The organism is Acidobacteriota bacterium, from assembly GCA_030949985.1.
Classification (GTDB): domain Bacteria; phylum Acidobacteriota; class Polarisedimenticolia; order J045; family J045; genus JALTMS01.
In genome coordinates this window covers 35,853-59,579 of the sequence record JAUZRX010000028.1, presented here as the reverse complement: position 1 = coordinate 59,579, position 23,727 = coordinate 35,853, and the positions used below count along the sequence as shown (strand labels likewise).

Sequence of the window (23,727 nt, the reverse complement as noted above, 5' to 3'; positions counted from 1 at the left end):
ATGGCCAGCAAGCGCGCGATCATGATCCTCGATGGCGGCCGGCGGACGCCGCGGGCCGATATTTTGATCCAAAACCGGGAGCCGGGCCTGTTCTCCCGCTTCTCCACCACCCAGCTCGGTGGTATGGCCATCGCCGCGACTCTCGAGAACACGGCCATCGATCCCCGGGACGTGGGGCACGTGGTGATGGGCATGGCCTCCCACAGCCACCGCGACTCGATCTACGCCGCCCAGGGTATGCGTTGGCGCGGCGGTCTCGGTGACGACGTGCCCGCCCTGACCGTGGCGCGGATCTGTGGCTCGGGCGCGGAGGCGGTGGCGGTGGGCGCCGAGATGATGCTCGCCGGCGTGCGCCACGATCGGCGTCGCCCGTTGACGGTGGTCGGGGGTGCGGAGAGCATGCAGTACCCCTTCATCCTTTACAGCTATCGCGGCCGCAAGGTGGGCGAGGCGGTTCAGAAGTACGGGCCGCTGGACGTGCGGGCCCTGCCCCCCGGATCCTACCTGCAGGACAGCTTGTTGATGGGGCTCTACGATCCGAGCAGCAAGATGTCCATGGCCAACACCGCCGAAGAACTGGGTCGGCGCTACAAGATCACCCGGGACGAGGCCGACGCCTTCGGTTACCGCTCCCACGTACTGGCCCGTACGGCCCGGGACGAGGGGCAATTCGACGAGGAGACGGCGCCGGTCAAGGTCGTCGTCGATGGGGCGCGGGATCCAGTGGAGGTGCGCCACGACACCCACATCATGGACAGTATCAGCCTCGAGAAGATGGGTCGCCTGCGACCGGCTTTCGAGGCCGGCGGCATCATCACCGCGGGTAACGCCAGCGCGGTGGTGGACGGAGCGGCGGCGATGGTGATCGCCGAAGAGAGTGTCGTGGTCGAGCGCAACCTTGCGCCCCTGGCGCGGCTGGCCGGCATGGGCGTGGCGGCCTGCGATCCGCACATCATGGGCTGGGGTCCCGTCCCCGCGGTGCGCCTGGCCCTCGAAAACGCGGGCATCGGGGGCGGCGACGTGGACATCGTGGAACTCAACGAGGCCTTCGCTCCCCAGGCCCTGGCCTGCATCCGGGATTTCGAAGACTTCGGCATCGCCCCCGAGAAGGTCAATCCCATGGGGGGGGCCATCGCTCTCGGTCATCCCCTGGGGGCCACGGGAGCGATCCTGACCCTGACCTGCGCCTACGCCCTGCGGCGGCGCAAGCTGCGTTGGGGAGTGGTGACCATGTGCATCGGGGGCGGCCAGGGCATCGCGCTGGTCCTCGAGTCGATTCACTGAAAGAAGAGCAGGACGCGAGAAGGAGTAGAGGCAATGGATATCAAGTGGCTTCCCCGGGATCACCAGAAGAAAGACCACCAGCTTTTCGGTTCCGAGCACTGGGGCGAGCAGGCGCCCTGCACGATCTACGAAAAGCGTCCCCTGGTCGATCCCGGGGGCCGTCAGGTCGAGGGGCTCTACACTGCGTGGGTGACCCTCAACAACCCGAAGCAGTACAACTCCTACACCACCGAGATGGCCAAGGGTGTGACGGCGGCGTTCTCCACCGCGTCGCTCGACCGCAGCGTGGTGGCGGTGGTCTTCACCGCCGTGGGGGATCGGGCCTTCTGCACCGGCGGCAACACCAAGGAATACGCCGAGTACTACTCGCGTCGCCCCAATGAGTACGGCGAGTACATGGACATCTTCAACGGCATGGTCGATGCGATCCTCGGCTGCAAGAAGCCGACCATCTGCCGGGTCAACGGTATGCGCGTGGCCGGAGGACAGGAGATCGGCATGGCCTGCGATTTCACCCTGGCTTCCGATCTGGCGGTCTTCGGTCAGGCCGGCCCGCGCCACGGCTCGGCTCCCGACGGCGGATCCACCGACTTTCTGCCCTGGATGCTCTCCATCGAGGACGCCATGTGGAACTGCGTGTCCTGCGAGATGTGGAGTGCCTACAAGATGAAGATGAAGGGCCTGATCACCGCGGTGAAACGGGTGCTCAAGGTCGATGGCCGGTTCGTGGCGAACCCCCTGGTGATCACCGATCGCTACGTGGACGAGGGCGAGATCGTCTACGGTGAGTTCAAAGCCGGCGACGCGGCCCGCCAGGCCAAGACCCTGCTCAAGCAGGGGGAGATCGACTTCGAACTGCTCGACCGGGAGGTCGACTCGGTGGTCTGGCGACTGGCGAATCTCTTCCCCGGCTGCCTGATCAAGTCCATCGACGGTATCCGTTCGAAAAAGCGTTTCTTCTGGGACATGATGAAGGTCCCCAACCGTCACTGGCTGTCGGCGAACATGGCCAACGAAGCCCTGCTCGGGTTCAACGCCTTCAACACCCGTAAGCTCACCGGTACCGACACCATCGATTTCATCCGTTACCGTCAGCTCATCGCCGAGGGTCGCGAGATGGACGATGCGGTGTTCGCCGAGGTTCTGGGCAAGCCCCGCGAATAGCAGGCATCATCGAGGAAAAATCGAGGGAAAGAAAATGACTGCACGCCTGTCGGACAGGCAGATTCGGGAAATCGACGCCGTCATGGCCGATGCGATGGCGGAGGGGCGCGAGCGACTGCTGGAGCCCGAGGTCTACCGGATCCTCCAGGCCCTCGGTTTGCAGGTTCCGACCTGGCTTTTCCTGCGTGAGCCGGACGCCCTCCAGCCCGGCATGCTGGCCGAGTTCGGCACCGAGCGGCTGGTACTCAAGGTCGTCTCCTCGGATATCGCCCACAAGACCCGCGTGGGTGGCGTGCGCATCGTGCTGCGGGACCGGGAGCGTATCCGCGGAGCGATGCGCCGGATGCGGGAAGAGGTCGAAGCCCACCCTCACTTCGCCGGGGCGACGCCGCGCATCGAGGGCTTCCTGCTGACCTCATTCGTCGAGTACTCCAAGGACCTGGGCAACGAGGTGCTGATCGGCGCCAAGGTCTCGATGGCCTTCGGCCCGGTGATCTCCTTCAGCAAGGGAGGCACCGACGCCGAACACTTCGCCAAGTACTTCTCGGCGCCCAACGTGCGCCTGCTGCCCCTGGAGGAGGCGGCTTGCCGTGAGCTGCTCGAGACCACGGCCATCGCCCGCAAGTACCGGGAAGAGGGCAACAGCGGCCACATCGACCTGATCGCCGAGGCGATCTGTGCGATCAGCGCGCTCTTCGAGCATTATTCGAGCCTCAACCCGGCCCCGCCCCGGTTGTTGCTGTCGGAGTTCGAGGTCAATCCCTTCGTGGTCGATCACCAGGGTGAGCTGGTTGCCATCGACGGGCTGGCCCAGGTCTTCTCCGCCGAGCAGCGGCTGGACCTGCTCTCCGGTCCCCGTCCCGAGGGTCTCGACGCGCTGTTCTGGCCCGAGGGCATCGCCGTGGTGGGCGTTTCGGCCACCGACACCACCAAGACGGGCAACAACATCGCCACCCTGCTGCACAACCTGGGCCGGGAGGATCTCTACCTGGTCAACGTCAAGGGGGGCCGGGCGGTGATCGGCGGCAAGAGCTATCCGCTCCACAAGAGCCTCAAGGCGATAGGCAAGCCGGTGGACCTGGTGGTGGTCTGCGTGCCCGCGCCACTGGCCCCCGCGGTGGCCGAGGAGGCGCGCAAGATCGGGGCCCGGGGCCTGGTACTGATCCCCGGCGGCTTTTCGGAAGTGCAGACCGGCGCCACCCTCGAGCGGCAGATCCTCGACGTGGTCGCCGGGAGCGGGATGCGCATCGTGGGACCCAACTGCCTGGGCATTTTCCGCGCGCCGGTGAAAGACCGGCCCGGCCTGAACACCCTCTTCATCCCCGAAGAAAAGCTCGAGTATCGTCCGCGCAAACAGTCCAACGTGGCCCTGCTGACCCAGAGTGGGGCCCTGGGCGTCTCCGAGCTGGACAAGCTCAAGAGCGCGATCTACCCGCGGGTGGTGGTGAGCTACGGCAACCAGCTCGACGTGGATCCCGGCGACCTGGTGGCCTACTTCGACCGGGATCCCGCGATCGACGTGATCGGGGTTTACATCGAGGGGTTCAAGCCCTCGGGAGGGCGCAAATTCTTCGACGCGGTGCGCCGATCGGCCAAGCCCGTGATCGTCTACAAGGCCGGGCGCACCGACGCCGGCTCCCGCGCCGCGGCCTCCCACACGGCGTCGATGACCGGCGACTACAAGGTGGCCCTGGCGGCCATGGAGCAGGCCGGCGCCATCGTGGCCGACCACATTCTCGATCACAAGGATCTGCTCAAGACCTTCTCGCTGATGGGCGGCAAGAAGATCGGCGGAAGGCGGGTGGCAGGAGTCGTCAACGCGGGCTTCGAGAGCACCTACGCGGCGGACAACATCGGTCGGCTCGAACTGGTGGAGTTTTCCGGGGCCACCGCCCGGCAGCTCCGCCAGGCCCTGCCCCCCTTCGTCTCGGTCCAGCCCTTTCTCGACCTGACGCCGATGGCCGACGACGCCACCTTCGAGCGCTGTATCGAACTGACCCTCGAGGATCCCGGTGTGCATGCCCTGTTCATCTCGGTGGTACCTCACACCGTGGCCCTGCACACCAAGCCCGAGGAGATGGAGCGCGATCGCGAAAACCTGGCGATCCGCATCGTCCGCCAGGCCGGCCGGCACGACAAGCCCGTGGTGGTCTCGGTCAACGCCGGAACCATGTACAACGCCTTTGTCGAGGCCCTCGAGGAGGGGGGCGTGCCGACCTTCACCACCGCCGAGCGGGCCATGACCGCGTTGGGTCGACTGGTGGACCATCGGTTGCAGCGTATGGATGTCCAGGCGGAGTGAGAGCGGACTTCTTGGTCCGCCGGACCCATGATTGAGGTGGCCCGGGTGGGTCGGTACCGTTCTCGGTAGCGGCCTCCCGTGCCGCGCCGATGACTTCCGCCGTTCCCCGCACCGCGATCCCTCACGGTCCTGCGCGGGATGCATCTTCAGCAGCCCAGCGTCCCCGATCAAGCCCATCGTGATGTCATCGCACGGGGGGAAGTGTCCTGACCGAGAGACAAGTCTGTCTCAACCTAGAGGCGGCCGCAGGTTCCGACCGGGCTGAAGAAAGTGTCACCAGCCATCCCCCGGGGCCTGGCGGGAGTCGCGCGGGGGGGCGACTCGTGGCACGAGGCTTGCTCACCTGCTGCGTGACCGTTCTCGGCACGACCGGGCGGTGGCGGGGCCGTTGGGGGTTCCAGCCGTTGGTGGTTCACCGTCCGGGTCGTGGAGGCCAACCCCGTGCGAGCTGATGAGGGCGGGTGGTGGAGCCGGGCTCCGCACGAAGACACCGTCGCGTTTGCGACCGGAGGCATGGAGGGTGATATGAGGCAGTGCTCGAGGTTTTGGTTGGTGTTGTGGATCGGGGCCGCCATGGTCGGGGGATCGGTCTACGGGTTCCCTATCGCTGTGCATGGTACGGAGTGTCTTCGGATCAGTGTCGGCGGGACCGAGCCGATCATCGCGACGTATAGGGGCAACTCCGCCAGTTACAGCAACGACCTCTACCTGATGCTGGACGATGCCGGGAATCCTGCCGATGACGGCAACCCCGCCAACGATCGCTTCATTTTCAACAACCACACGTCACGAGTCGGGAGCGAAGTCAACCTTGGATCCTTTCCGGTTGGAACGGAACTCATTTTCCGCCTGCATGTTCGAAACACGAGCAAGGATTACTTGACGGGGCCAGCCAATCGCAATCCGGACGGCCGCTGTCATGCGCGCGCGCAAGCCGACTGGAAACCCGGCACGACGCTGGTGAGCTTTGAAGATCTCTACAACGGCCCTTTTCGCTACAATGACCTCAGTTTCTCATTCACCAACACGACCATTTCCTTGATCACGCTCTTGCCCGCCTCGGCGTCGAGTCCCGTCGGAACATCGCACAGCGTCACGGCGACGGTGCAGGATTCAGATGGTGTCGGCGTCGCCGGCCGGATCGTACAGTTCAATATCCTGTCCGGGCCGAACGCCGGGGCCGGGGGCACCTGCTCGATCCATGCGGATTGCACCACCGACTGGAATGGCGAGGTGACGTTCACCTATACCGGCGGTGACGCGGTGGGCATCGATGAAATCGTGGCTTGTTTCATGGACGATGACGGTGAGCAGCGGTGTTCCCAGACCGTGACGAAGGAGTGGTCTGGCTGCGGCCAGGACGGGGACCCCTGCGACGATGGAGACGCCTGTACCGCCGACGATGTCTGTCGGGATTCGGTTTGCGTCGGGGGGCCGCCTCCCGATTGCGACGACGGTGATGAGTGCACCGCGGATAGCTGCGAGAGTGAAGAGGGATGCGTCCATGTTTTTGAAGACCTTCAACCTCCGGTGGGCGGGATCACGTACCCCGAAGACGGATTCTGCACGCATGCCGGCGTGACGATCGTGGACGATTTCACCGATGCGTGCGATGAGAACCTGGAGAGGATCTATGATCCCGCCGGCGGGCCGCTGTACAGTGAACATGGCGATTATGCCGTGACGTTGACTGCTACAGACTCTTCGGGGAACTCCGCCTCGTCGCAACGCTTTTTCACAATCGACAGGGTTCCGCCGGTGGTGACGATCCTTGGGCCTGCGGCTCAATCCGCTTTCCCGCGGCTCGTCCCCTTTTCGAGCCTCTTCGACGCGTCCGATGCGGATGGGGCGACGGGAGGTGTCGTGTATGAGCGGGTTTCTGTCGATGGCTGCGTCGTGTATGACGGATTGGAATTCGGCAACGGCGATGGCCTGCTGTCGGATGAAAATGTGGAAGCTTCGGAGGACGAGTTGTGTCGTCTCGTCAGGCGCTGCGGCGTACGCGAGTGGCACTCTCCGGTGATCATGGTGGAAGTCAGCGACTGCGCGGGCAACACCCATGTTGCGACAAGGGTCGTGCCGGGCGATTTTCAGTTGACGCAGGAACGCTGTCCTTGAAGGGTGCTTGAAGGCCGGGAGCGGCGGAGAGGCCTCTCTTCGCCGCTCCCGCGCCAGTCCCGAGTCGCGAGGCGACGGGTGGTCCCTCGGCGAAAAGGGGGGCGCCCCGGAGGGCACCGGGTCGAGTCACGGCTACTTGTTGTGGCAGTGGAAGCAGAGTTCGGACTTGAGCATCGACTTGCGGAGCATGAAGCGGTCGCCGGTTTGAGTGTTGAGGGGGATGTCGTTGTGGGGCTCGTGGCAGCTTGGGCACTCGACCCGCCCGTCGAAAAAGGGGAGGGGCGAATCGAACATCTTGCCGCTGTGGGTGTTGTGGCAGTTGCTGCAGTTCAGGCCCGGTTCGTGACTCCAGGCGATGCTGATCGGGTGCGTGGCGCGGAGATCGGTGCCGATCAGGGCGCCGCCTTCCATGAAATGGGACCCCGTGTCGCCGTCGAAGGCGTCGACGGCGACGGTGCCGTCGTGACAGCACAGGCACTGCTTGGAAGCTGCGCGGGGCTGCTCCGGGGTGTTCTCCAGCAAGTTGCTGGAGTAGAGCTGGTAGGTGGCCTCGGAAAGCTGATGGTTCCAGAGCAGGCCGATCCGGCCCGTGTCGCGGCCATGGTCGTGGGGAATGTGGCAGATCCGGCAAATCTCGCCCCCCGGGTTCCAGGATTCGCTGGAAAAGTCGTGCTTGGAACCGCGGATCTTGTCGGCCAGCGGTACGGACAGCATCAGGGCACAGGCCGTGACGGCGGCGAGCATGCGCGCCGCGCGACGGACGTGGTTGCCTCTTGCTTTCGTGAACATGGCCACAAGATCCCCTGAGGACCGGGAATACACAAGGCGCAGAGAAAATTAATAGCTTGTTAATCTCGTCGCGTAATACACTTCTCCACCGGCATGGAACGCCGGTTTCTGCGGAATCGCCCCCGGTTTTAGGTAAGGTGTTCGGGATCCAACACTTAAGTCGATCTTCGGCGGCCGCGAAAAAAGGGGAGCGGGCCGGGCCCGCTCCCCTCGGGGTTCGTCGGTCGTGACGCTCAGGCGCGGCTGGAAGCGTCGGCTGTGCCGGGGGCGTCACTCTTGGCCGCCAACTCGCCGGCGAAGCTGTGGCCGGTGGCGATGCCGGTGATGAACCAGGCCATGGCCACGATGCCCACCGAAAAGATCACGTCCCCGAACACCCGCATCCAGCGCAGGTTGTCCATCAGGCCGGTCTGCATGAACTCGGCGCTGCGGGCCATCCACATGCCGTGGGAAATGCTGGCCCAGGTCTGGAGCAGGCCGATGGGCAACAGGCTCAGCAGCACCATCGCCGCCAGCCCGATGTTCAGCGACCAGAAGGCGATGGACAGCAGCTTTTCCTTCCACACGTAGCGGATGGTCATCGCCCGCAGGCTGAACAGCAGCAAGCCAAAGCCCAGCATGCCGTAGACGCCGAAGAGGGCGGAGTGCCCGTGGACCGGGGTGGTGTTCAGGCCCTGCACGTAGTAGAGGGCGATGGGCGGGTTGATCAGGAAGCCGAAGACTCCCGCACCCACCAGGTTCCAGAAGGAAACCGCGACGAAGAAGTAGATCGGCCAGCGGTAGTGAGTGACCCACGGCCGGCTCGTCGACAGGCGCAGGTTGCCCATCGCCTCGAAGCCGACGAAGACCAGCGGGACGATCTCGAGGGCCGAGAAGGTCGCGCCCAGGGCCATCACCGCGGTGGGTGTGCCGGCGAAATAGAGGTGATGCATGGTGCCGATGATCCCGCCGGTGAGGTAGATCGTGCTGGTGAAGAACGCGGCCGCCGTCGCGGTGCGGGCACGGATCAGGCCCATGCGGGAGAAGAGGAAGGCGATGGCCACGGTGGCGAAGACCTCGAAGAATCCCTCGACCCACAGGTGGACCACCCACCAGCGCCAGTACTCGGCGATGGAGAGGTGCGTGTGCTGACCCCACATCAGCCCCGCGCCGTAAAACAGGCCGATGGCGCCGGCGGCGATGGTGAACAGGCCCAGCAGCGGCCGACCTTCCTTCTCGCGGAAGGCCGGCGCCAGGGCCCGGACCACCAGGCCGAACCAGATCAGCAGTCCGACGAAGAGGAACAGCTGCCAGAAGCGCCCCAGGTCGACGTACTCGTAGCCCTGGTGGCCGAACCAGAAGTTCGTGGCATAGCCCAGCTTCTGGTGGATGCCGAGCCACTCGCCCAGCATGGAGCCGCCCACGATGGTCAGGATGCAGACGTAGAGGAAGTTGACCAGGAAACGCTGACCCTTGGGTTCGCGACCACCGATGGCCGGCGCGATGAACAGGCCGGTGGCCAGCCAGGCGGTGGCGATCCAGAAGATCCCGGCCTGGGTGTGCCAGGTGCGCACCACCGAGTAGGGCAGGAAGGACTGGATATCGATGCCGTAGAAGCCGTCACCTTCCACGCCGTAGTGGGCGGCGATGATGCCGAGCACCACCTGCACCACGGCCAGCAGGCCCACGGTCCAGAAGTATTTGTACGTGGCCTTCATCGAGGGCGTCGGCTGCAGGCCGAGGAAGGGATCCTTCGTGGGAGCGTCGGTGTTCTCTTCCTCGCCGCCTTTCCGGGCGAAGTGCCAGGCCAGCGCGCCGATGCCGAGAATCAGCACGAGGATGCTGATCAGCGACCAGCCCACGATGGAGGCGCTGGGCTGATTGCCCACCAGGGGTTCGGCGGGCCAGTTGTTGGTGTAGCTGACGGCCGCGCCGGGGCGCTCGGCGGCACAGGTCCAGCTCGCCCAGAAGAAGAAGGCCGTGAGCTTGTGGCGGCGCTCGGGGTCGGGGACCGCGCCGGGGGGAATGGCGTAGGCTTCGCGGAGTTCGGCCAGCGAAGCGTCGTCCGAGAACAGGGCGTCGTAGTGGGATGCGACCGCGGCGACCGCCCGGGCGCGAAGATCGGAAATCACCAGGACGTCTCGGTCCGGGTCATAACCGTTGTGCCGCATTTCAGCCTGCGTCTCGGCCCTGACCGCCGCCTGTTCCCCAAGGTCCAGGGCGTCGTAGGCCCGGCCGTAGCGCTGTCGAGCCAGGAGGTCGAGCAGGGTCGTGGCTTCCCGGTGGAGCCAGTCCGCACTCCAGTCCGGGGCGACGTAGGCGCCATGGCCCCAGATCGATCCCACCTGTTGACCGCCCATGGACTGCCAGACGTTCTGGCCGTCGAGCAGGTCCTGGTGGGTGAAGAGCACTTCACCGCTCTGGTTGACGATTTGCCGGGGACGGGGCGGTGCCTTCTGGTAGATCTCGAAGCCGAAACCGCCGAGTACGGCGAACGAGAGGACGATCACGAGCCCGAAGGCCCAGAAATACTTGCGGTAACTCACGGCCCGTTCCTCCTGTATCGAAGAACCGTCTGAATTCAGGATATGAAGGTCTTTTTATCCTTCACCAGGACGATACTGCGGCTATTCTGGACGTCAAGGTCTTCTATTGACTTGAGTCAACACAAAGGGATAAACTTGTCCGGAATTGCCGAGGAGGGCTCCCTCCGATGATTTCCCAGACCGCCGAGTACGCTCTTCGGGCGGTTGTCTGCCTGGCCGGGGACCCGGCCGGCCCCCTGACGACCCAGGAGATTGCGCTCCGCACCCAGGTTCCCGCGGGTTACCTGGCCAAGGTGTTGCAAGGGCTTGCAAAAGCGGGGCTTGTATCAGGCCAACGGGGGCCCTCGGGGGGCTTTACGCTCTCTCGGCCGCTGACAGAGATCACCGTTCTCGACGTGCTGGACGCGGTGGATCCTCTCAAGCGCATCCGTTCCTGCCCGCTGGGCATCCCCGCCCACCGGGAACACCTCTGCAGCCTCCACCGGCGCCTCGACGCGGCCATGGCCAGCGCGGAGGAGTCCTTCCGCAAGACCACCATCGCCGATCTGCTGGGCGACAGTGAGTCCCCCGTGCCCCTCCAGGGGTGAGTCCCGCTTTCGCCTGACTTGTCGCGATGACCCGGGGGCCGAGGGTGCCGACCCTCTTGACTCCGGGGCCTGTCCGCGTAATCTATCGAACGTTCGTTCGTCTCTTGGCGGCGTCGTCGCCGGGAAGGAGGACCCGTGGACCGTGCGAGCATCGTGGATTGGGCGACCGGGATCTATGAGGACCTGGAATTCGGTGCCGCGCGCCGCTGGCTCGAAGCCGAGCCCGGACGCAAGGCCGTGGGTTATCTGCCGGTTTACGTGCCGCGGGAGATCATCCATGCCTGCGGGATGCTTCCGGTGGGCATCCACGGGGGCGGTGATCGGCTGGAGATCATCCGCGGGGACGCCTTCTACCAGTCCTACATCTGCCACCTGCCCCGGTCGGTGATCGAACTCGGGCAGTCCGGTCGGCTGGACATGCTCGCGGCGACCCTCTTCCCCTCCACCTGCGACGTGATCCGCAACCTGTCGGGCATGTGGAAATTGCTCTACCCCGGGCAATACGTGCGTTACATCGACGTGCCCCAGGTGGCCGAGCCGGACCTGGCCATCGCCTTCTGGCGCCGGGAACTCCAGCAGCTCGCCCGGGACCTCGGCGAGCTGACCGGTGGCATGCCCGGTGACGATGCCCTGCGGGCGTCGATCGCCCTTTACAACAAGGCCCGGCGCGTGATCGCCGAACTCTTCGAACAGCGGCGCCGCGCTCCCTGGTCGGTCCCCACCGAGGAACTCTACGTTTTGATGCGGGCCGGTGAGGTGATCCCGGTGGAGCAGTTCATCGAGAAGGCCGCCGCCTACCTGCGCCTGGCCCGAGACAACCCGGGCCGCCGGCGGGACAACAGCCGGGTGGTGGTGGTGGGAGCTTTCTGCGAGCAGCCGCCCCTGGGCCTGATCAAGACCATCGAGCGGGCCGGCTGCTACATCGTCGAGGACGATTTCCTGCTCGGCAATCGTTTCATCGAAGACGATGTCAGTCTCGAGGGCGATCCCCTGACGGCCCTGGCGGCCGCCTTCACGCGCTCGGCGGTGCGTTCCTCGGTGGTCTATGAGCCGGACCCGCAGGGCAAGCGCCGCCTGATGAAGGAAAAAGTCGAAGCCGCGGGGGCCGATGGGATCATTTTCGCCGCTCCGAGTTTCTGCGACCCGGCCTTGCTGGACCGGCCGATGCTTCGCGCGGGGGCCGAGCAGGCCGGCATCCCCTGCATTGCCTTCAAGTACGCCGAGAACAGCGGCCAGTTCCAGCAGTTCCGCGAGCAGGCGGGGACCTTTTCCGATTCGATCAAGCTCTGGGGAGGTGTGGAGTGAGCGACAGGAAGACAGCCGACGGCGCGAGCAAGGATCGCTCGATGCTGCTGCAGAAGCAGATGATCGCCGAACACTACAAACGCCTCGAGCAGGCCCCCGAAACCGGCGAGCCGGTGGTCTACACCTTCGTTCCCGGCAACCTCACCGAGCTGGTGCGTTCTTTCGGCGCCCTGCCCCTGCTTCCGGAGATCAACGCCCTGCAGTCGGGGATGCGTCGGCGCAGCGGAGACTTCATCGCGGAGGCGGAGCGGGCGGGCCACTCCGAAGACGTCTGCACCTACGTCAAGTGCGACATCGGCATGATCAAGGCCGGGAACATCGGCCCTACCGGCACCCGCCTGCCCAAGCCGGACCTGCTGCTGCTCTCTTACACGGGTTGTTACACCTTCATGAAATGGTTCGAGTTGCTGCGGGAGGAGTACGACTGCCCAACGGTGTTCTTCCACGTGCCCTACCAGGGTGACGGGAAGATCGAACCGGAACATCGCGAGTACATGACCCGGCAGCTCGAGGAGAGCGTCATTCCGGCCCTCGAGAAGGTCACCGGCCGCAAGTACGACGAGGACCGGTTGCGCGAGCACCTGGTCCATGCGGCCCGGGCCGAGGAAGACCTGGTGGCCGTGCTGCAGGCGGCCAAGAATCGCCCCAGTCCCATCGACGCCTACTTCGGCGCCGTCTACTACGTGGGACCGATCTTCAGCGCCTTCCGCGGCACCCCCGAAGGGGTCGAGTACTACAAGGCTCTGCGCGCGGAAGTGGAGGCGCGGACGGCGGCGGGTCTCGGACCGGTGACCCCGGACGGCCCCCTCGAGCACGAAAAGTACCGGCTGGTGGTCGAGGGTCCCCCCAACTGGACCAGCTTCCGCGAGTTCTGGCGGATGTTCGCGGAGGAGGGGGCCGTGGTGGTGGCCTCGACCTACACCAAGGTGGGAGGCACCTATGATTTTGGTTTCCGCCACGACCCGGACGATCCGCTGGGCACCCAGGCCGACTACTGCGCCGGTTGCTACACCAACATCAACCTGCCCGGCCGGATCGACATGATGTGCGACTATCTCGAAGAGTACGGGGCCGATGGTTTCGTGATCAATTCGGTCAAATCCTGCAACTCTTTTTCCGCGGGGCAGCTGATGATGTTGCGGGAAGTGGAGAAACGCACCGGGATACCAGGGGCCTTCATCGAGTCGGACCTGGTGGATCCGCGTTACTTCTCCGCCGCCAACATCAAGAACCGCCTCGAGAGTTACCTGCAAATGATCGACGCCAGGCGGGCGGGGATGACGGCATGAAGTGCGTGATCGGCATCGACCTGGGCTCCACCACCACCAAGGCTGTGATTCTCGACGAGTCGGGGGGCATCCTCGGCCGGGGCATCACCAACTCGCGATCCAACTACGATCTGGCCGCCGCGGTGGCACGCTCGGAAGCCTACACCAGTGCCCGTTTCGACCTCCTCTCCCGCGCCGCCGAAGAGGACCAGGTCAAGCCTACCCTGATCGAGCGGCTGCTGCGCGCGTTTCGCCTCGAGCAGCGTTTGCATCAGCTCCGCAGGTTACGGGAACTGGTACTGGAGGAAGTGCACTCCGGTCGCCTCGGCGACCTGGCCGGACCCACCGAACAGAAGGTGGACATCATCTTCGAGCGTATCGAAAAGGAAGAAGAGCAGCGTTTCAGGGAACTCGATCCACCTCGACGCTCAGCCTTCTTTCGTGACGCCGCCGGCTCGGCTTACACCCGCATCGCCGAGGAGATCGGCGAGCCCGGTGGCGTGAGTTTCGACATTCTCGTGGGCCTCTACGACAAGTGCATCATCCGCGTCGAGAACGAGCCGCTCGAGTTGAGTTTCGAAGGGCACATTCGCTCGGCTCTCGGTCGGGTCGGCAAGCGGGAGACTCTCGAGCGGGCGGTGGAGGTGGCGGCCTCGACCGGGATCGAGGAGGTGGCCAGCGTGGGCACCGGCTATGGCCGGGCGCGGCTGCCCTTTCCCAGGGAGCAGATCCGCTCCGAAATCCTCTGCCACGGCCTGGGGGCCCACGCCATGTTCCCCGGTACCCGCACGGTCCTCGACATCGGGGGACAGGATACCAAGGCGATCCAGGTCGATGACCAGGGCATCGTCACCAGCTTCCAGATGAACGATCGCTGCGCGGCAGGCTGTGGGCGCTATCTCGGCTACATCGCCGACGAGATGAACATCGGCTTGCACGAGCTGGGACCGATGGCCGAGAAGTCCACCCGCTGCGTGAAGATCAATTCGACCTGTACGGTCTTCGCCGGTGCCGAGCTGCGGGAACGGCTGAGCCTGGGGGAAAAGCGTGAAGACATCCTCGCCGGTCTCCACCGGGCGATCATCCTGCGGGCGATGAGCCTGCTGGCCCGGTCCGGTGGCGTGGATGATGAATTCACCTTCACCGGGGGCGTGGCCAACAACCGGGCGGCGGTGACGGCGCTTCGCGACCTGGTGCGCGAGAACTACGGCCGGAAGACCCTCAACATCTCTCCGGACAGCATCTACACCGGCGCCCTGGGCGCGGCCCTCTTCGCTCACAGGATGGTGAACTGATGTGCATCACCGCAGGTATCGATGTCGGCAGCGGCGCCGTCAAGGGCGTGATCATGCATTGTCCCGCGCAGGGCGAAAGCGACATCCTGGCCAAGGTCTCGGCGCGGATCCGGCGCCGGGACATGGTCCAGGTGGTGGAGGAGGTGTGGACCACGGCGATCGCCGAGTCGGGGGTCCGTCGCATCCACTACGTGGCCAGCACCGGTGAAGGGGAGGACATTCCCTTCGCCACCGGCCATTTCTACGGTATGACCACCCATGCCCGGGGCGCGCTCTACCTCGAGCCTCGGGCTCGGGCGGTGTTGGACGTGGGCGCGCTGCACTCCCGGGCGGTGGCGATGGATCATCGGGGCAAGGTGCTGGGCTACAAGATGACCAGCCAGTGCGCCTCGGGATCGGGGCAATTCCTCGAGAATATCGCGCGCTACCTCGGAGTCTCCCAGGCCGAAGTGGGTTCGCTTTCCCTCGGCGCCAAGTCCCCGGAGAAGGTTTCCTCCATCTGCGCGGTGCTGGCGGAGACCGACGTGATCAACATGGTCTCCCGGGGCATCGCCACGGAGGACATCTTGCGCGGCATTCATGAGAGCATGGCGGGACGTTTCGCCCGGCTGCTACGCTCGCTGGAATTCGACGGCGCGGTTTTCGTCAGTGGAGGCCTGTCGGCGGACGAAGGGCTGCTCGGTGCCCTGCGGGACGAACTGGACAGGGCGGCGGCCAAAAACGGCCGGAAGATGGAGGTCACGACCCACCCCCTGGGTATCTTCGCGGGAGCCCTGGGGGCAGCCTTGTGGGGCGCGTTCCGGCACCGGAAGATCGGTGGAGGAGAGGCGGCATGGACGGCGTGAGGGAAAACGAGGAGTACTTGATTCGCTTCTTGCGGGCCGAGGACCTGCCGCGGCTGGTGAAGATGGACCAGGCCGCCAGCGGCCGCAACCGTCGGGCCTGGTACGAAGGCAAGCTGCGCCGGGCCCTCGAAGAGTCCGATGTGCGGATTTCCCTGGGAGCCGAGGTGGACGGCGTCCTGGTCGGTGCCCTGATGGGCTCGGTACAATACGGCGAGTTCGGACAGCCGGAGCCGGTGGCGATCCTCGACACGGTACTCGTCGACCGGAGCTTCGGCAGGCGAGGCATAGCCACGGCCATGCTCGGCCAGCTGCTGCAGAACCTGCGGGGGTTGCGCCTGGCCACCTTGCGCACCGAGCTGGCCTGGGACGAACTGGACCTGTTGGCCTTTTTCGGCAAGTCGGGTTTCCGCCCCGTGCCTCGCCTGGTGCTCGAGAAGAACGTGATGCAGGAAGGGGAGGAGTGATGGGCATTCCGGCCACTGGCAGCCGTTCCCGCGGCGTGGACTTCCTCGATCTGGGGGCGACCTACACCGAAGAAGAGCGGATGATCCGCGACAGCGTGCGGGCCTTCGTCAACGACAAGGTGCTGCCCATCATCGGCGACGCCTACCAGGAAGACCGCTTTCCCATGGAACTGGTGCCCCAGATGGCCGAGATGGGGCTCTTCGGGTCCTACCTCGAGGGTTATGGCTGTGCGGGAGCCAGCCGCACGGCCTACGGCCTGATCTGCCAGGAACTCGAACGGGGTGACAGCGGCGTGCGCTCCTTCGTTTCAGTGCAGACCTCCCTGGTGATGTTTCCGATCCACGCCTACGGTTCCGAGGAGCAGAAGCAGAAGTGGCTGCCCCGCCTGGCGTCCGGCGAGGCCATCGGCTGTTTCGGCCTGACCGAGCCGGACTACGGCTCGGATCCGGGGCGGATGATCACTCGTGCCGAGCGCACCGGGTCGGGATGGCGCCTGAATGGCGCGAAGATGTGGATCACCAACGGCTCGATCGCCGACGTGGCGGTGGTCTGGGCCCGTACCGAGGATGGCATTCGCGGATTCCTGGTGGAGAAAGACACGCCGGGCTACGAGACCCGCAAGCAGACCGGCAAGGCCTCCCTGCGCGCTTCGGTGACCTCCGAGCTGTACTTCGACAACTGCGAGCTGGGTGAAGACGCCCTGCTGCCCGGCAGTGGTGGACTCAAAAGCCCCCTGTCCTGCCTGAGTTCGGCCCGCTTCGGTATCGCCTGGGGGACGGTGGGCCTGGCCGCGGCCTGTTACGAGGAGGCCCTGGCCTATGCCGGCGAGCGACTCGTTTTCGGTAAGCCCATCGCCGCCCACCAGCTTCAGCAGGCCAAGTTCGCCGACATGCTGGCCGAGATCACCAAGTGCCAGGCTCTCAACCTGCGGGTCTCCCGCCTGCTCGAAGAAGGCAAGGCGGACTTCGCCCACGTTTCCCTGGCCAAACGCGAAGGCTGTCGCCTGGCCCGGCGGGCCGCCAGGGTCGCCCGTGAGATCTACGGCGCCAACGGCATCATGCACGAGTATCCCATCGCCCGGCACATGGCCAACGTGGAGTCGGTCTACACCTATGAAGGCACCGACGACATTCACACCCTGATTCTCGGCCAGCGCATCACGGGGCACTCGGCGTTCGAGTAGGTCGGCGGCTTCCGCCATTCCCGGATCACCGGGCGGACCGACCCGCGGAGACTGCCGGCCTTCGAGAGTACGGCCCGGATGGCGCCGATGATCGCCGCCCCGGGGCCCCGACGAGCGTGGTTTTCAGCGACCTTGGCGGCGTGCTGGCGGGTTCCTTCAGTCAGGCCGATGCCAAGCGCGCTGGAGCGCCAGCCACCGGGCGGAGTTCCCGGCCGACGGTTCGTGGAGGGGGCGACCGCTTCGCGAGCGCAGCCGCCAGGCAGGGCCATGCCGGCTCGCTCGTAGGGGTCGTGACTTCCAGCGTCACCCCTCGCGCGGTGAGCCGGGCGCCCGGACGCCGCCTGCCACGACGGAGCTGCGTCAGAGCGCCGTGCCCCCTTCGGTGTCGATCCTGGCGTCTTCGATCAGCACCGGGAAGAAGTATCCGGCGCCGAGGTCCACGTCGGTCTTCACCGTTCCGCTGACGACGACGGTGGTGCCTGCGAGGACCGGGCTTCGGGTCGTGACCACCAGGTCGTCGCTTCCCTTCGACCCGGTGCCGTCGGCCAGGTGGACCCAGGTCTTGCCCATGATGTTGGGGGAGACCTTCATCACCCGTCCGCGGATCTTGAGCGCCTTGCCCTTGTACTTGGAGGCGTTGCGGAACAGCTCCTCGACGGTCACGTCGGCCTTGGCTATCGAGCCGGCCTTGGGCGGCTCGACCTTGCCCGCCAACTTGGGCGCGCCGGGGACCCCGGCATGGGGGTCGTGAGCCAGGGGCCGGCTGCTTTTGGAGCCGAACCGACTGACGAAGAAGATACGCTCGAACTTGCGTTTCAGGCTCGGTGACTCGAATTCGCCCATTTCCATGCCCTGGCGGCACTCGAGGGTATCGCCCACCTTGAGCTGGGTTTGCGGGCCGGCCAGCCAGATCTTGCCTTCGTCGGCGGTGTCGAGCAGGACATAGGTGTATCCCCCGGAATTCATCGTCTCGATGATCTTGCCCTTGTGGTCGGCCAGGGCGGGGAGGGAGAGCATCAACAGGGCGCAGGCCGCGCCGACGGTCCAGGTTGTCTTGGCCATGGTGGTGTCCTTGGGGTAGGGGACGAGGCCGGGGGAGGGACCGCCCACGTCCAGCGCGGAAATCATACCCCGGATTCCACGTACCGCCCCCCGGGCGCGGTATGCTGATGCCTCAGCCGCCCGTGCACCGGGAAGGAGGCCCTCCGTCATGGTCCGGATTGCGTCAGCCGTCCTTGCATTTCTCCTGTTCGGCGCGAGCCTTGCGGCCGCCCCCTCGCACCTGATGCGCCATGCCGACGTCCACGGCGTGAAGATCGTCTTCACCTACGAGGGGGACCTGTGGCGGGTGTCGACGGAGGGCGGGGCCGCGCGGCGCATCACCCGCCACGCCGGGGTGGAGCGCTACGCCAGCTTCAGCCCGGACGGCGAGCGCCTGGCCTTCACCGCCGGTTACGACGGCGGGGTCGACGTTTACGTGATGCCCGCCGAGGGCGGCGAGCCCCGGCGCCTGACCTGGCACCCGGCGGCCGACCGGGTGATCGGCTGGACGCCTGCGGGAGACGAAGTGCTCTTCCGCTCACGGCGCGAGTACCCCTTCCGTGGTGAGCAGGTCTACGCGGTCAGCATCCGGGGCGGTCTGCCCCGCAAGCTGCCCGTGGACCGGGCGGGGTTGGCCTCCCTTTCACCCGACGGCACGAAGATCGCCTACAACCGCATCAGCCGGGAGGATCGCACCTGGAAGCGTCACCAGGGCGGCACGGCCCAGGAGATCTGGGTCGGTTCGCTCGATGAGCGGGACTACCGGCCGGTCACCGACTGGGAAGGCACCGACAACTACCCGATGTGGCACGGTCGCTTCATTTACTTTACGTCCGATCGTCGTCACGGGACGATGAACATTTTTCGTTATGACACGGAAAGCCGTGTGATCGAGGCGGTGACCGACTACGCCGACTATGACGTGAAATATCCTGCCTTGGGGCCGGAGAAGATCATCTTCCAGTATGCCGAGTCCCTGTGGCTGCTCGACCTGGCCACCGGTCAGGTGCGAGCGGTGCCCGTGGTACTGCCCAGCGATCGTACTCCCGTCCGCCGCTTTTGGACCGACGCTTCCCGGCGAACCGGCGCGTTCCGTCTCTCGCCGGACGGTTCCCGGCTGTTGCTCGATACCCGGGGCGAGATCGTCACCGTGCCCGTGGAAGAAGGCGAGGCGACCTTCCTCGCCATCGATTCCGGCAGCCGGGAGAAGAACCCCGCCTGGTCACCCGACGGGAAGCATGTCGCTTTCGTCTCCGACCGCAGCGGCGAAGAGGAGATCTATCTCGTACCCGCCGAAGGTGGCGAGGCGCGGCGCATCACCAGCCGCGGCGGAGGCTTCCTGTTGCCTCCCCTGTGGTCTCCCGACTCGCGTTACCTGCTCTTTGCCGACAAGCAGATGCGCCTGAACCTGCTCGAGGTGGCCAGCGGCGAGACGACCCTGGTCGACCAGGGAGACTATGATGACGCGTGGGAGCGCTGGGGAATTCAAGACTACGTCTTCTCTCCGGACAGTCGGTGGATCGCCTACTCGAAGATGGAGGCTTCGCTCAACGAGTCGATCTTTCTCTACTCGATCGAGGCCGGGCGAAGCTATCGTCTGACGGGTCCTGAGACCCCGGACTGGAGCCCCGTCTTCGACCCGGCGGGTCGTTACCTGTACTTCCTTTCCCAGCGTAGCTTCCACCCCATCATGGGGCGGGTGGATCAGAACCACGTCTTCCTCGATATGACCCTGCCCTACCTGGTGGTTCTCGAGTCCGGTCGGCCTTCTCCCTTCGTTCCGGCGGCGACCGAAGACCGGGAAGAAGACGCGGACGCAACGACCGTGAAGATCGATCTCGAGGGGCTGTCCGGGCGGATTCTGGCCGTGGATGGCGTGGATCCGGGCAACTACTTCCGCCTCGAAGCCCTCGAAGACGGTCTGCTGTTCCTCTCCCGTCCGAAGCCCGCCTTTCTCAAGTACCAGAACGTCACCGACGCCAGCCGGGAAGGCCTCGACCTGCTGTATTACGACTTGGAGGAGCAGAAAACCGAAAAGGTACTCGAGGGAGTGTACAACTATCACCTTTCGGCGAATGGGGAGAAGCTGGTCTACCAGGGTGCGAACGGCTTTGCGGTGGTCGACGCCGGCGCCGGGGCGCAGTCCGGTGAAGGTGCGGTGAACCTCGAGTCGGTTCGCTTCCAGGTCGACCGGGTCGCCGAATTCGAGCAGATTTTCGATGAGGCCTGGCGTGTCCAGAGAGATTGGTTCTTCGATCCGGGGCTCCATGGCGTCGATTGGGAAAAAATCCGCCGGAAATACCGGCGTTTTCTTCCCGACTGCGGCAACCGGGCGGATCTGAACTACCTGATCGGGGAGATGATCGGTGAACTGAACATCGGCCACACTTACATTTTCGGCGGTGACCTGGGAGCGGCGCCGCCCGCGGTGCCGGTGGGTCTTCTGGGCGTCGACTGGGAACGACCCGAGGGTGCGCGGCACCTTCGACTGGCCCATATCGTGGAGGGCTGGAACTGGGACCCGGCCCAGCGCTCGCCGCTGCGCGAGCCCGGCTGCGCGGCGCGTGACGGCCAGTGGCTGGTGGCCATCGACGGCCGGGCCGTCAGTGCCGACGACAACGTCCACCGCTTCCTCGAGAACAAGGTGGGACACCGGGTGGAGATCACCCTCGCCGCGGACGACTCCGGCCGCGATCCCCACACCTGCCGGATCGAACCCCTGGCCAGCGAGCGAACCCTGCGTTACCGGCAGTGGGTGGAAGAGAACCGTCGCCGGGTCGAGAGGCTCTCGGGCGGTCGGGTGGGCTATGTCCACATTCCCGACATGATGGAAGGAGGGTTGATCGAATTCGCCCGGTCCTGGTATCCCCAGTACGGTAAACGGGCGATGGTGATCGACGAGCGCTACAACGGCGGCGGATTCGTCGGCGACATGATCATCGACCGCCTCGAGCGGAAGCTGTGGGCGATGACCCAACCCCGGGAGGGCCGGCCGATTCCCGACCCGGAACGGGTCTTCCATGGTCACCTGGCCGTGCTGATCAACGAAGATACGGGTTCCAACGGCGAGTACTTCGCCCAGGCGATCAAGACCCGGGAGCTGGCGACCCTGATCGGCCGTCGCACCTGGGGAGGCGCCGTGGGTATCGAGCCGCACCAGGATCTGCTCGACGGCGCCACGACGACGCCGCCCCAGTTCGCGCCCTACGGCGCGGAAGGCTGGTTGATCGAGGGGCGGGGGGTCGAGCCCCACATCGACGTGCAGAACTGGCCGGAGGAGGTCCTGGCGGGCCAGGATCGCCAACTGGAAACCGCGGTGCGTTTTCTCCTCGGCCTGGTCGAAGAGGTGCCGCTGTCCGTGCCGGAACGGCCTTCCTTCCCGGACAGGAGCAAGCCCGGCGAGGGGCGCCGGCGGCGGGAGCGATAGGCCCCCGGCAGCGGGTGGCTCAATCCTCCGTCTCGAGCCAGGCGCGCACCATCGCCTGGGCCGTGATGCCGAGCTTGTCCTGGACCACCGGCCCCGGGGCCGACGCCCCGAAGCGATCCACCCCCAGGGCCCGGCCGCCCTCGCCGACGAGGCGATGCCAGCCGATGGTGCGGCCCGCCTCGATGGACACCCGCCGCCGCAGCCGCGGAGGCAGGACCTGGTCGCGGTACGCGGTGGGCTGCTCGTCGAAGAGTTCCAGGCAGGGCATGGAGACCACCCTCAGGCGATGGCCCTGTTCGGCCAGCAGGCGGCGGGCCTCGACGGCCAGGTGCACTTCGGAACCGCTGGCCATCAGCACCCCCTCGGGTTCGCCCCCTTCCGCCTCCGCCAGCACGTAGGCCCCTCGGGCCACTCCCTCCGCGGCGGCCTCGGCGGTGGACTCGAGTACCGGCAGCGCCTGGCGCGAGAGGATCAGCGCGGTGGGCCGGGCGCTCTCGAGGGCCCAGGCCCAGGCCGCGGCGGTCTCGTTGGCGTCAGCGGGTCGGATCACGGCCAGGTCGGGAATCGCCCGCAGGCAGAGCACCTGTTCGACGGGCTGGTGGGTGGGGCCATCCTCCCCCACGCCGATGGAATCGTGGGTCCAGACGAAAATCACCGGCAGCCGGTCGAGAGCCGCCAGGCGCACGGGTGTGCGCATGTAGTCACTGAAAGCCAGAAAGGTGGAGACGAAGGGCCGCAGTCCGCCGTGGCAGGCGATCCCGTTGGCGATCGCTCCCATGGCGTGCTCGCGGACCCCGTAGTGGATGTTGCGCCCCGTCCCTTCCCGGCCGTCGAAAGAGCCGCCACCGGGGATCGTCGTCTTGGTCGAGCAGGAAAGGTCGGCGTCGCCTCCGATCAGCTCCGGCAGATGGGCTGCCAGCGCGCCGATCACCTCGCCGCCGGCGGCCCGGGTCGCCAGGGCCTGTCCCGGCTGCCAGCGGGGAAGGGCGGCTTTCCAGCCTTCGGTCAGCGAGTTCTCCATCGCCCGCTCCAGGGCCCCGGCCGGCTCCGGGTGGGCCTGGCGATAGTCCTCGAGCATGCGCTGCCACTTTTCGTGGGCCCGGCGTCCCCGGCCGGCGGCCTGGGCGCAATGGGCCGTGACCCGCCGGGACACGTGAAACAGGGCCTTGGGGTCGAGCCCCAGGGCCTGCTTGGTCAGCACGGCCTCTTCGGGGCCCAGGGGGGAGCCGTGGGCGGCGGCTTTTCCCGCCTTGTTCGGCGAACCCCAGCCGATGGTGGTGTGGCAGACGACCAGGGTCGGGCGCTCGGTCTCGTCCCGGGCGGAGGCGAGGGCCCGCAGCAGGGCCGCCAGGTCCGTGTCCGCCCGCTCCACCTGCAAAACCTGCCAGCCGGCGGCCTCGAAACGGGCGGCCACATTTTCGCTGAAAGACAGGGAGAGCGGGCCATCGAGGGTGATGTCGTTGGCGTCGTAGACGAAGTTCAGCCGCCCCAGGCCCAGGTGTCCGGCCAGGGAGACGGCCTCCGCGGCGATGCCCTCCATCAGGTCACCGTCGGAGACCAGGGCCCAGGTGCGGTGATCGAAGACCGGAAAGCCGGGCCGGTTGAAGCGCCGGGCCAGGTGCCGCTCGGCGATGGCCATGCCCACGGCCAGGGCCGTCCCCTGGCCCAGGGGACCGGTGGTGGCCTCCACCCCGGGGGTGACCAGGCGCTCCGGATGGCCGGGGGTACGGCTGCCCCACTGCCGGAAGGCGCGCAGGTCGTCCTGCCCCAGGTCGTAGCCGTAGACATGGAGCAGCCCGTAGAGCAGCGCCGAGCCATGGCCGGGGGAGAGCACGAAACGGTCCCGGTCGGGCCATCGGGGCGCCGCGGGATCGAAGCGGAGCTGCGTTTGCCACAGGGCGTAGGCCACGGGCGCCGCGCCGAGGGGCAGCCCGGGGTGGCCCGAGCCGGCGGCCTCGACCGCGTCGATGGCCAGCCCCCGCAGGGTGTTGATCGTCAGCCAGGCTTCCTCGTAGGAGGTGCTCATCTCGTTCCCTCGCTCCGGATCGCGGATCCATCGGGTGCATATCCACCCGGGGCGCATGATATCCCCGAAGGGGGTTGCCTGAGGGCCGCCGGGCGCGGATCAT

The 23,727-nt window shown here is 66.2% G+C and carries 16 protein-coding genes; 12 read left to right on the top strand and 4 right to left on the bottom strand.

Annotated elements, in window-relative coordinates:
- From Q9Q40_08955 to Q9Q40_08940, 4 genes are all read left to right on the top strand, one after another.
- Nucleotides 1-1,284 (top strand): thiolase family protein, encoded by a 1,284-nt coding sequence (locus tag Q9Q40_08955; GenBank protein MDQ7007349.1) that lies wholly within the window; start codon nucleotides 1-3, stop codon nucleotides 1,282-1,284.
- A gap of 33 nt (nucleotides 1,285-1,317) precedes the next feature.
- The gene (gene oah / locus Q9Q40_08950; protein ID MDQ7007348.1) at nucleotides 1,318-2,448 is read left to right on the top strand and encodes a 6-oxocyclohex-1-ene-1-carbonyl-CoA hydratase; all 1,131 of its coding nucleotides are present in this window, start codon (nucleotides 1,318-1,320) and stop codon (nucleotides 2,446-2,448) included.
- Between the two features lie 34 nt (nucleotides 2,449-2,482).
- Complete coding sequence (locus tag Q9Q40_08945) at nucleotides 2,483-4,750, top strand: acetate--CoA ligase family protein (protein ID MDQ7007347.1); 2,268 nt, start codon at nucleotides 2,483-2,485, stop codon at nucleotides 4,748-4,750.
- 549 nt (nucleotides 4,751-5,299) lie between these two features.
- Nucleotides 5,300-6,868 (top strand): hypothetical protein, encoded by a 1,569-nt coding sequence (locus Q9Q40_08940; GenBank protein ID MDQ7007346.1) that lies wholly within the window; start codon nucleotides 5,300-5,302, stop codon nucleotides 6,866-6,868.
- 132 nt (nucleotides 6,869-7,000) lie between these two features.
- Here the strand turns inward: Q9Q40_08940 and Q9Q40_08935 are convergent, their stop codons facing one another.
- Nucleotides 7,001-7,657: a cytochrome C gene (locus Q9Q40_08935; GenBank protein MDQ7007345.1), complete on the bottom strand. Its 657-nt coding sequence runs from the start codon at nucleotides 7,655-7,657 to the stop codon at nucleotides 7,001-7,003.
- A gap of 233 nt (nucleotides 7,658-7,890) precedes the next feature.
- Nucleotides 7,891-10,182, bottom strand: coding sequence for a nitric-oxide reductase large subunit (locus Q9Q40_08930; GenBank protein MDQ7007344.1), 2,292 nt, complete (start codon nucleotides 10,180-10,182; stop codon nucleotides 7,891-7,893).
- 167 nt (nucleotides 10,183-10,349) lie between these two features.
- Here Q9Q40_08930 and Q9Q40_08925 point away from each other — a divergent pair, with 167 nt between their 5' ends.
- The 7 genes from Q9Q40_08925 to Q9Q40_08895 all read left to right on the top strand — a co-directional run bounded on the left by Q9Q40_08925 (nucleotide 10,350) and on the right by Q9Q40_08895 (nucleotide 17,130).
- A complete protein-coding gene (locus Q9Q40_08925) occupies nucleotides 10,350-10,769 on the top strand; it encodes an Rrf2 family transcriptional regulator (protein ID MDQ7007343.1) in 420 nt (139 codons plus the stop codon).
- 135 nt (nucleotides 10,770-10,904) lie between these two features.
- Complete coding sequence (gene bcrC, locus Q9Q40_08920; GenBank protein ID MDQ7007342.1) at nucleotides 10,905-12,074, top strand: benzoyl-CoA reductase subunit C; 1,170 nt, start codon at nucleotides 10,905-10,907, stop codon at nucleotides 12,072-12,074.
- On the top strand, nucleotides 12,071-13,363 hold the full coding sequence (bcrB, locus tag Q9Q40_08915; GenBank protein MDQ7007341.1) for a benzoyl-CoA reductase subunit B: 1,293 nt from the start codon (nucleotides 12,071-12,073) through the stop codon (nucleotides 13,361-13,363). The genes bcrC and bcrB overlap by 4 nt, the downstream gene beginning before the upstream one ends.
- Nucleotides 13,360-14,637 (top strand): BadF/BadG/BcrA/BcrD ATPase family protein, encoded by a 1,278-nt coding sequence (locus Q9Q40_08910; GenBank protein ID MDQ7007340.1) that lies wholly within the window; start codon nucleotides 13,360-13,362, stop codon nucleotides 14,635-14,637. The genes bcrB and Q9Q40_08910 overlap by 4 nt, the downstream gene beginning before the upstream one ends.
- Entirely contained in the window at nucleotides 14,637-15,482 is an 846-nt protein-coding gene (gene bcrD, locus Q9Q40_08905) for a benzoyl-CoA reductase subunit D (GenBank protein MDQ7007339.1), read from the top strand. Before Q9Q40_08910 ends, bcrD begins: the two co-directional genes overlap by 1 nt.
- A complete protein-coding gene (locus Q9Q40_08900; protein ID MDQ7007338.1) occupies nucleotides 15,470-15,946 on the top strand; it encodes a GNAT family N-acetyltransferase in 477 nt (158 codons plus the stop codon). The genes bcrD and Q9Q40_08900 overlap by 13 nt, the downstream gene beginning before the upstream one ends.
- Entirely contained in the window at nucleotides 15,946-17,130 is a 1,185-nt protein-coding gene (locus tag Q9Q40_08895; protein MDQ7007337.1) for an acyl-CoA dehydrogenase family protein, read from the top strand. The genes Q9Q40_08900 and Q9Q40_08895 overlap by 1 nt, the downstream gene beginning before the upstream one ends.
- A gap of 360 nt (nucleotides 17,131-17,490) precedes the next feature.
- On the opposite strand, the gene Q9Q40_08890 is transcribed toward Q9Q40_08895, so the two are convergent.
- Nucleotides 17,491-18,258, bottom strand: a complete 768-nt coding sequence (locus tag Q9Q40_08890) for a DNA-binding protein (protein MDQ7007336.1) — start codon at nucleotides 18,256-18,258, stop codon at nucleotides 17,491-17,493.
- An 82-nt stretch (nucleotides 18,259-18,340) separates the two neighbouring features.
- Here Q9Q40_08890 and Q9Q40_08885 point away from each other — a divergent pair, with 82 nt between their 5' ends.
- A complete protein-coding gene (locus Q9Q40_08885) occupies nucleotides 18,341-21,598 on the top strand; it encodes a PDZ domain-containing protein (protein MDQ7007335.1) in 3,258 nt (1,085 codons plus the stop codon).
- Nucleotides 21,599-21,617: 19 nt separating this feature from the next.
- Here Q9Q40_08885 and tkt read toward each other — a convergent pair whose 3' ends face one another.
- Nucleotides 21,618-23,624 carry a transketolase gene (gene tkt, locus Q9Q40_08880; protein MDQ7007334.1) on the bottom strand — a complete coding sequence of 669 codons (2,007 nt, stop codon included), beginning with the start codon at nucleotides 23,622-23,624 and terminating at the stop codon, nucleotides 21,618-21,620.
- Nucleotides 23,625-23,727 lie beyond the last annotated feature (103 nt).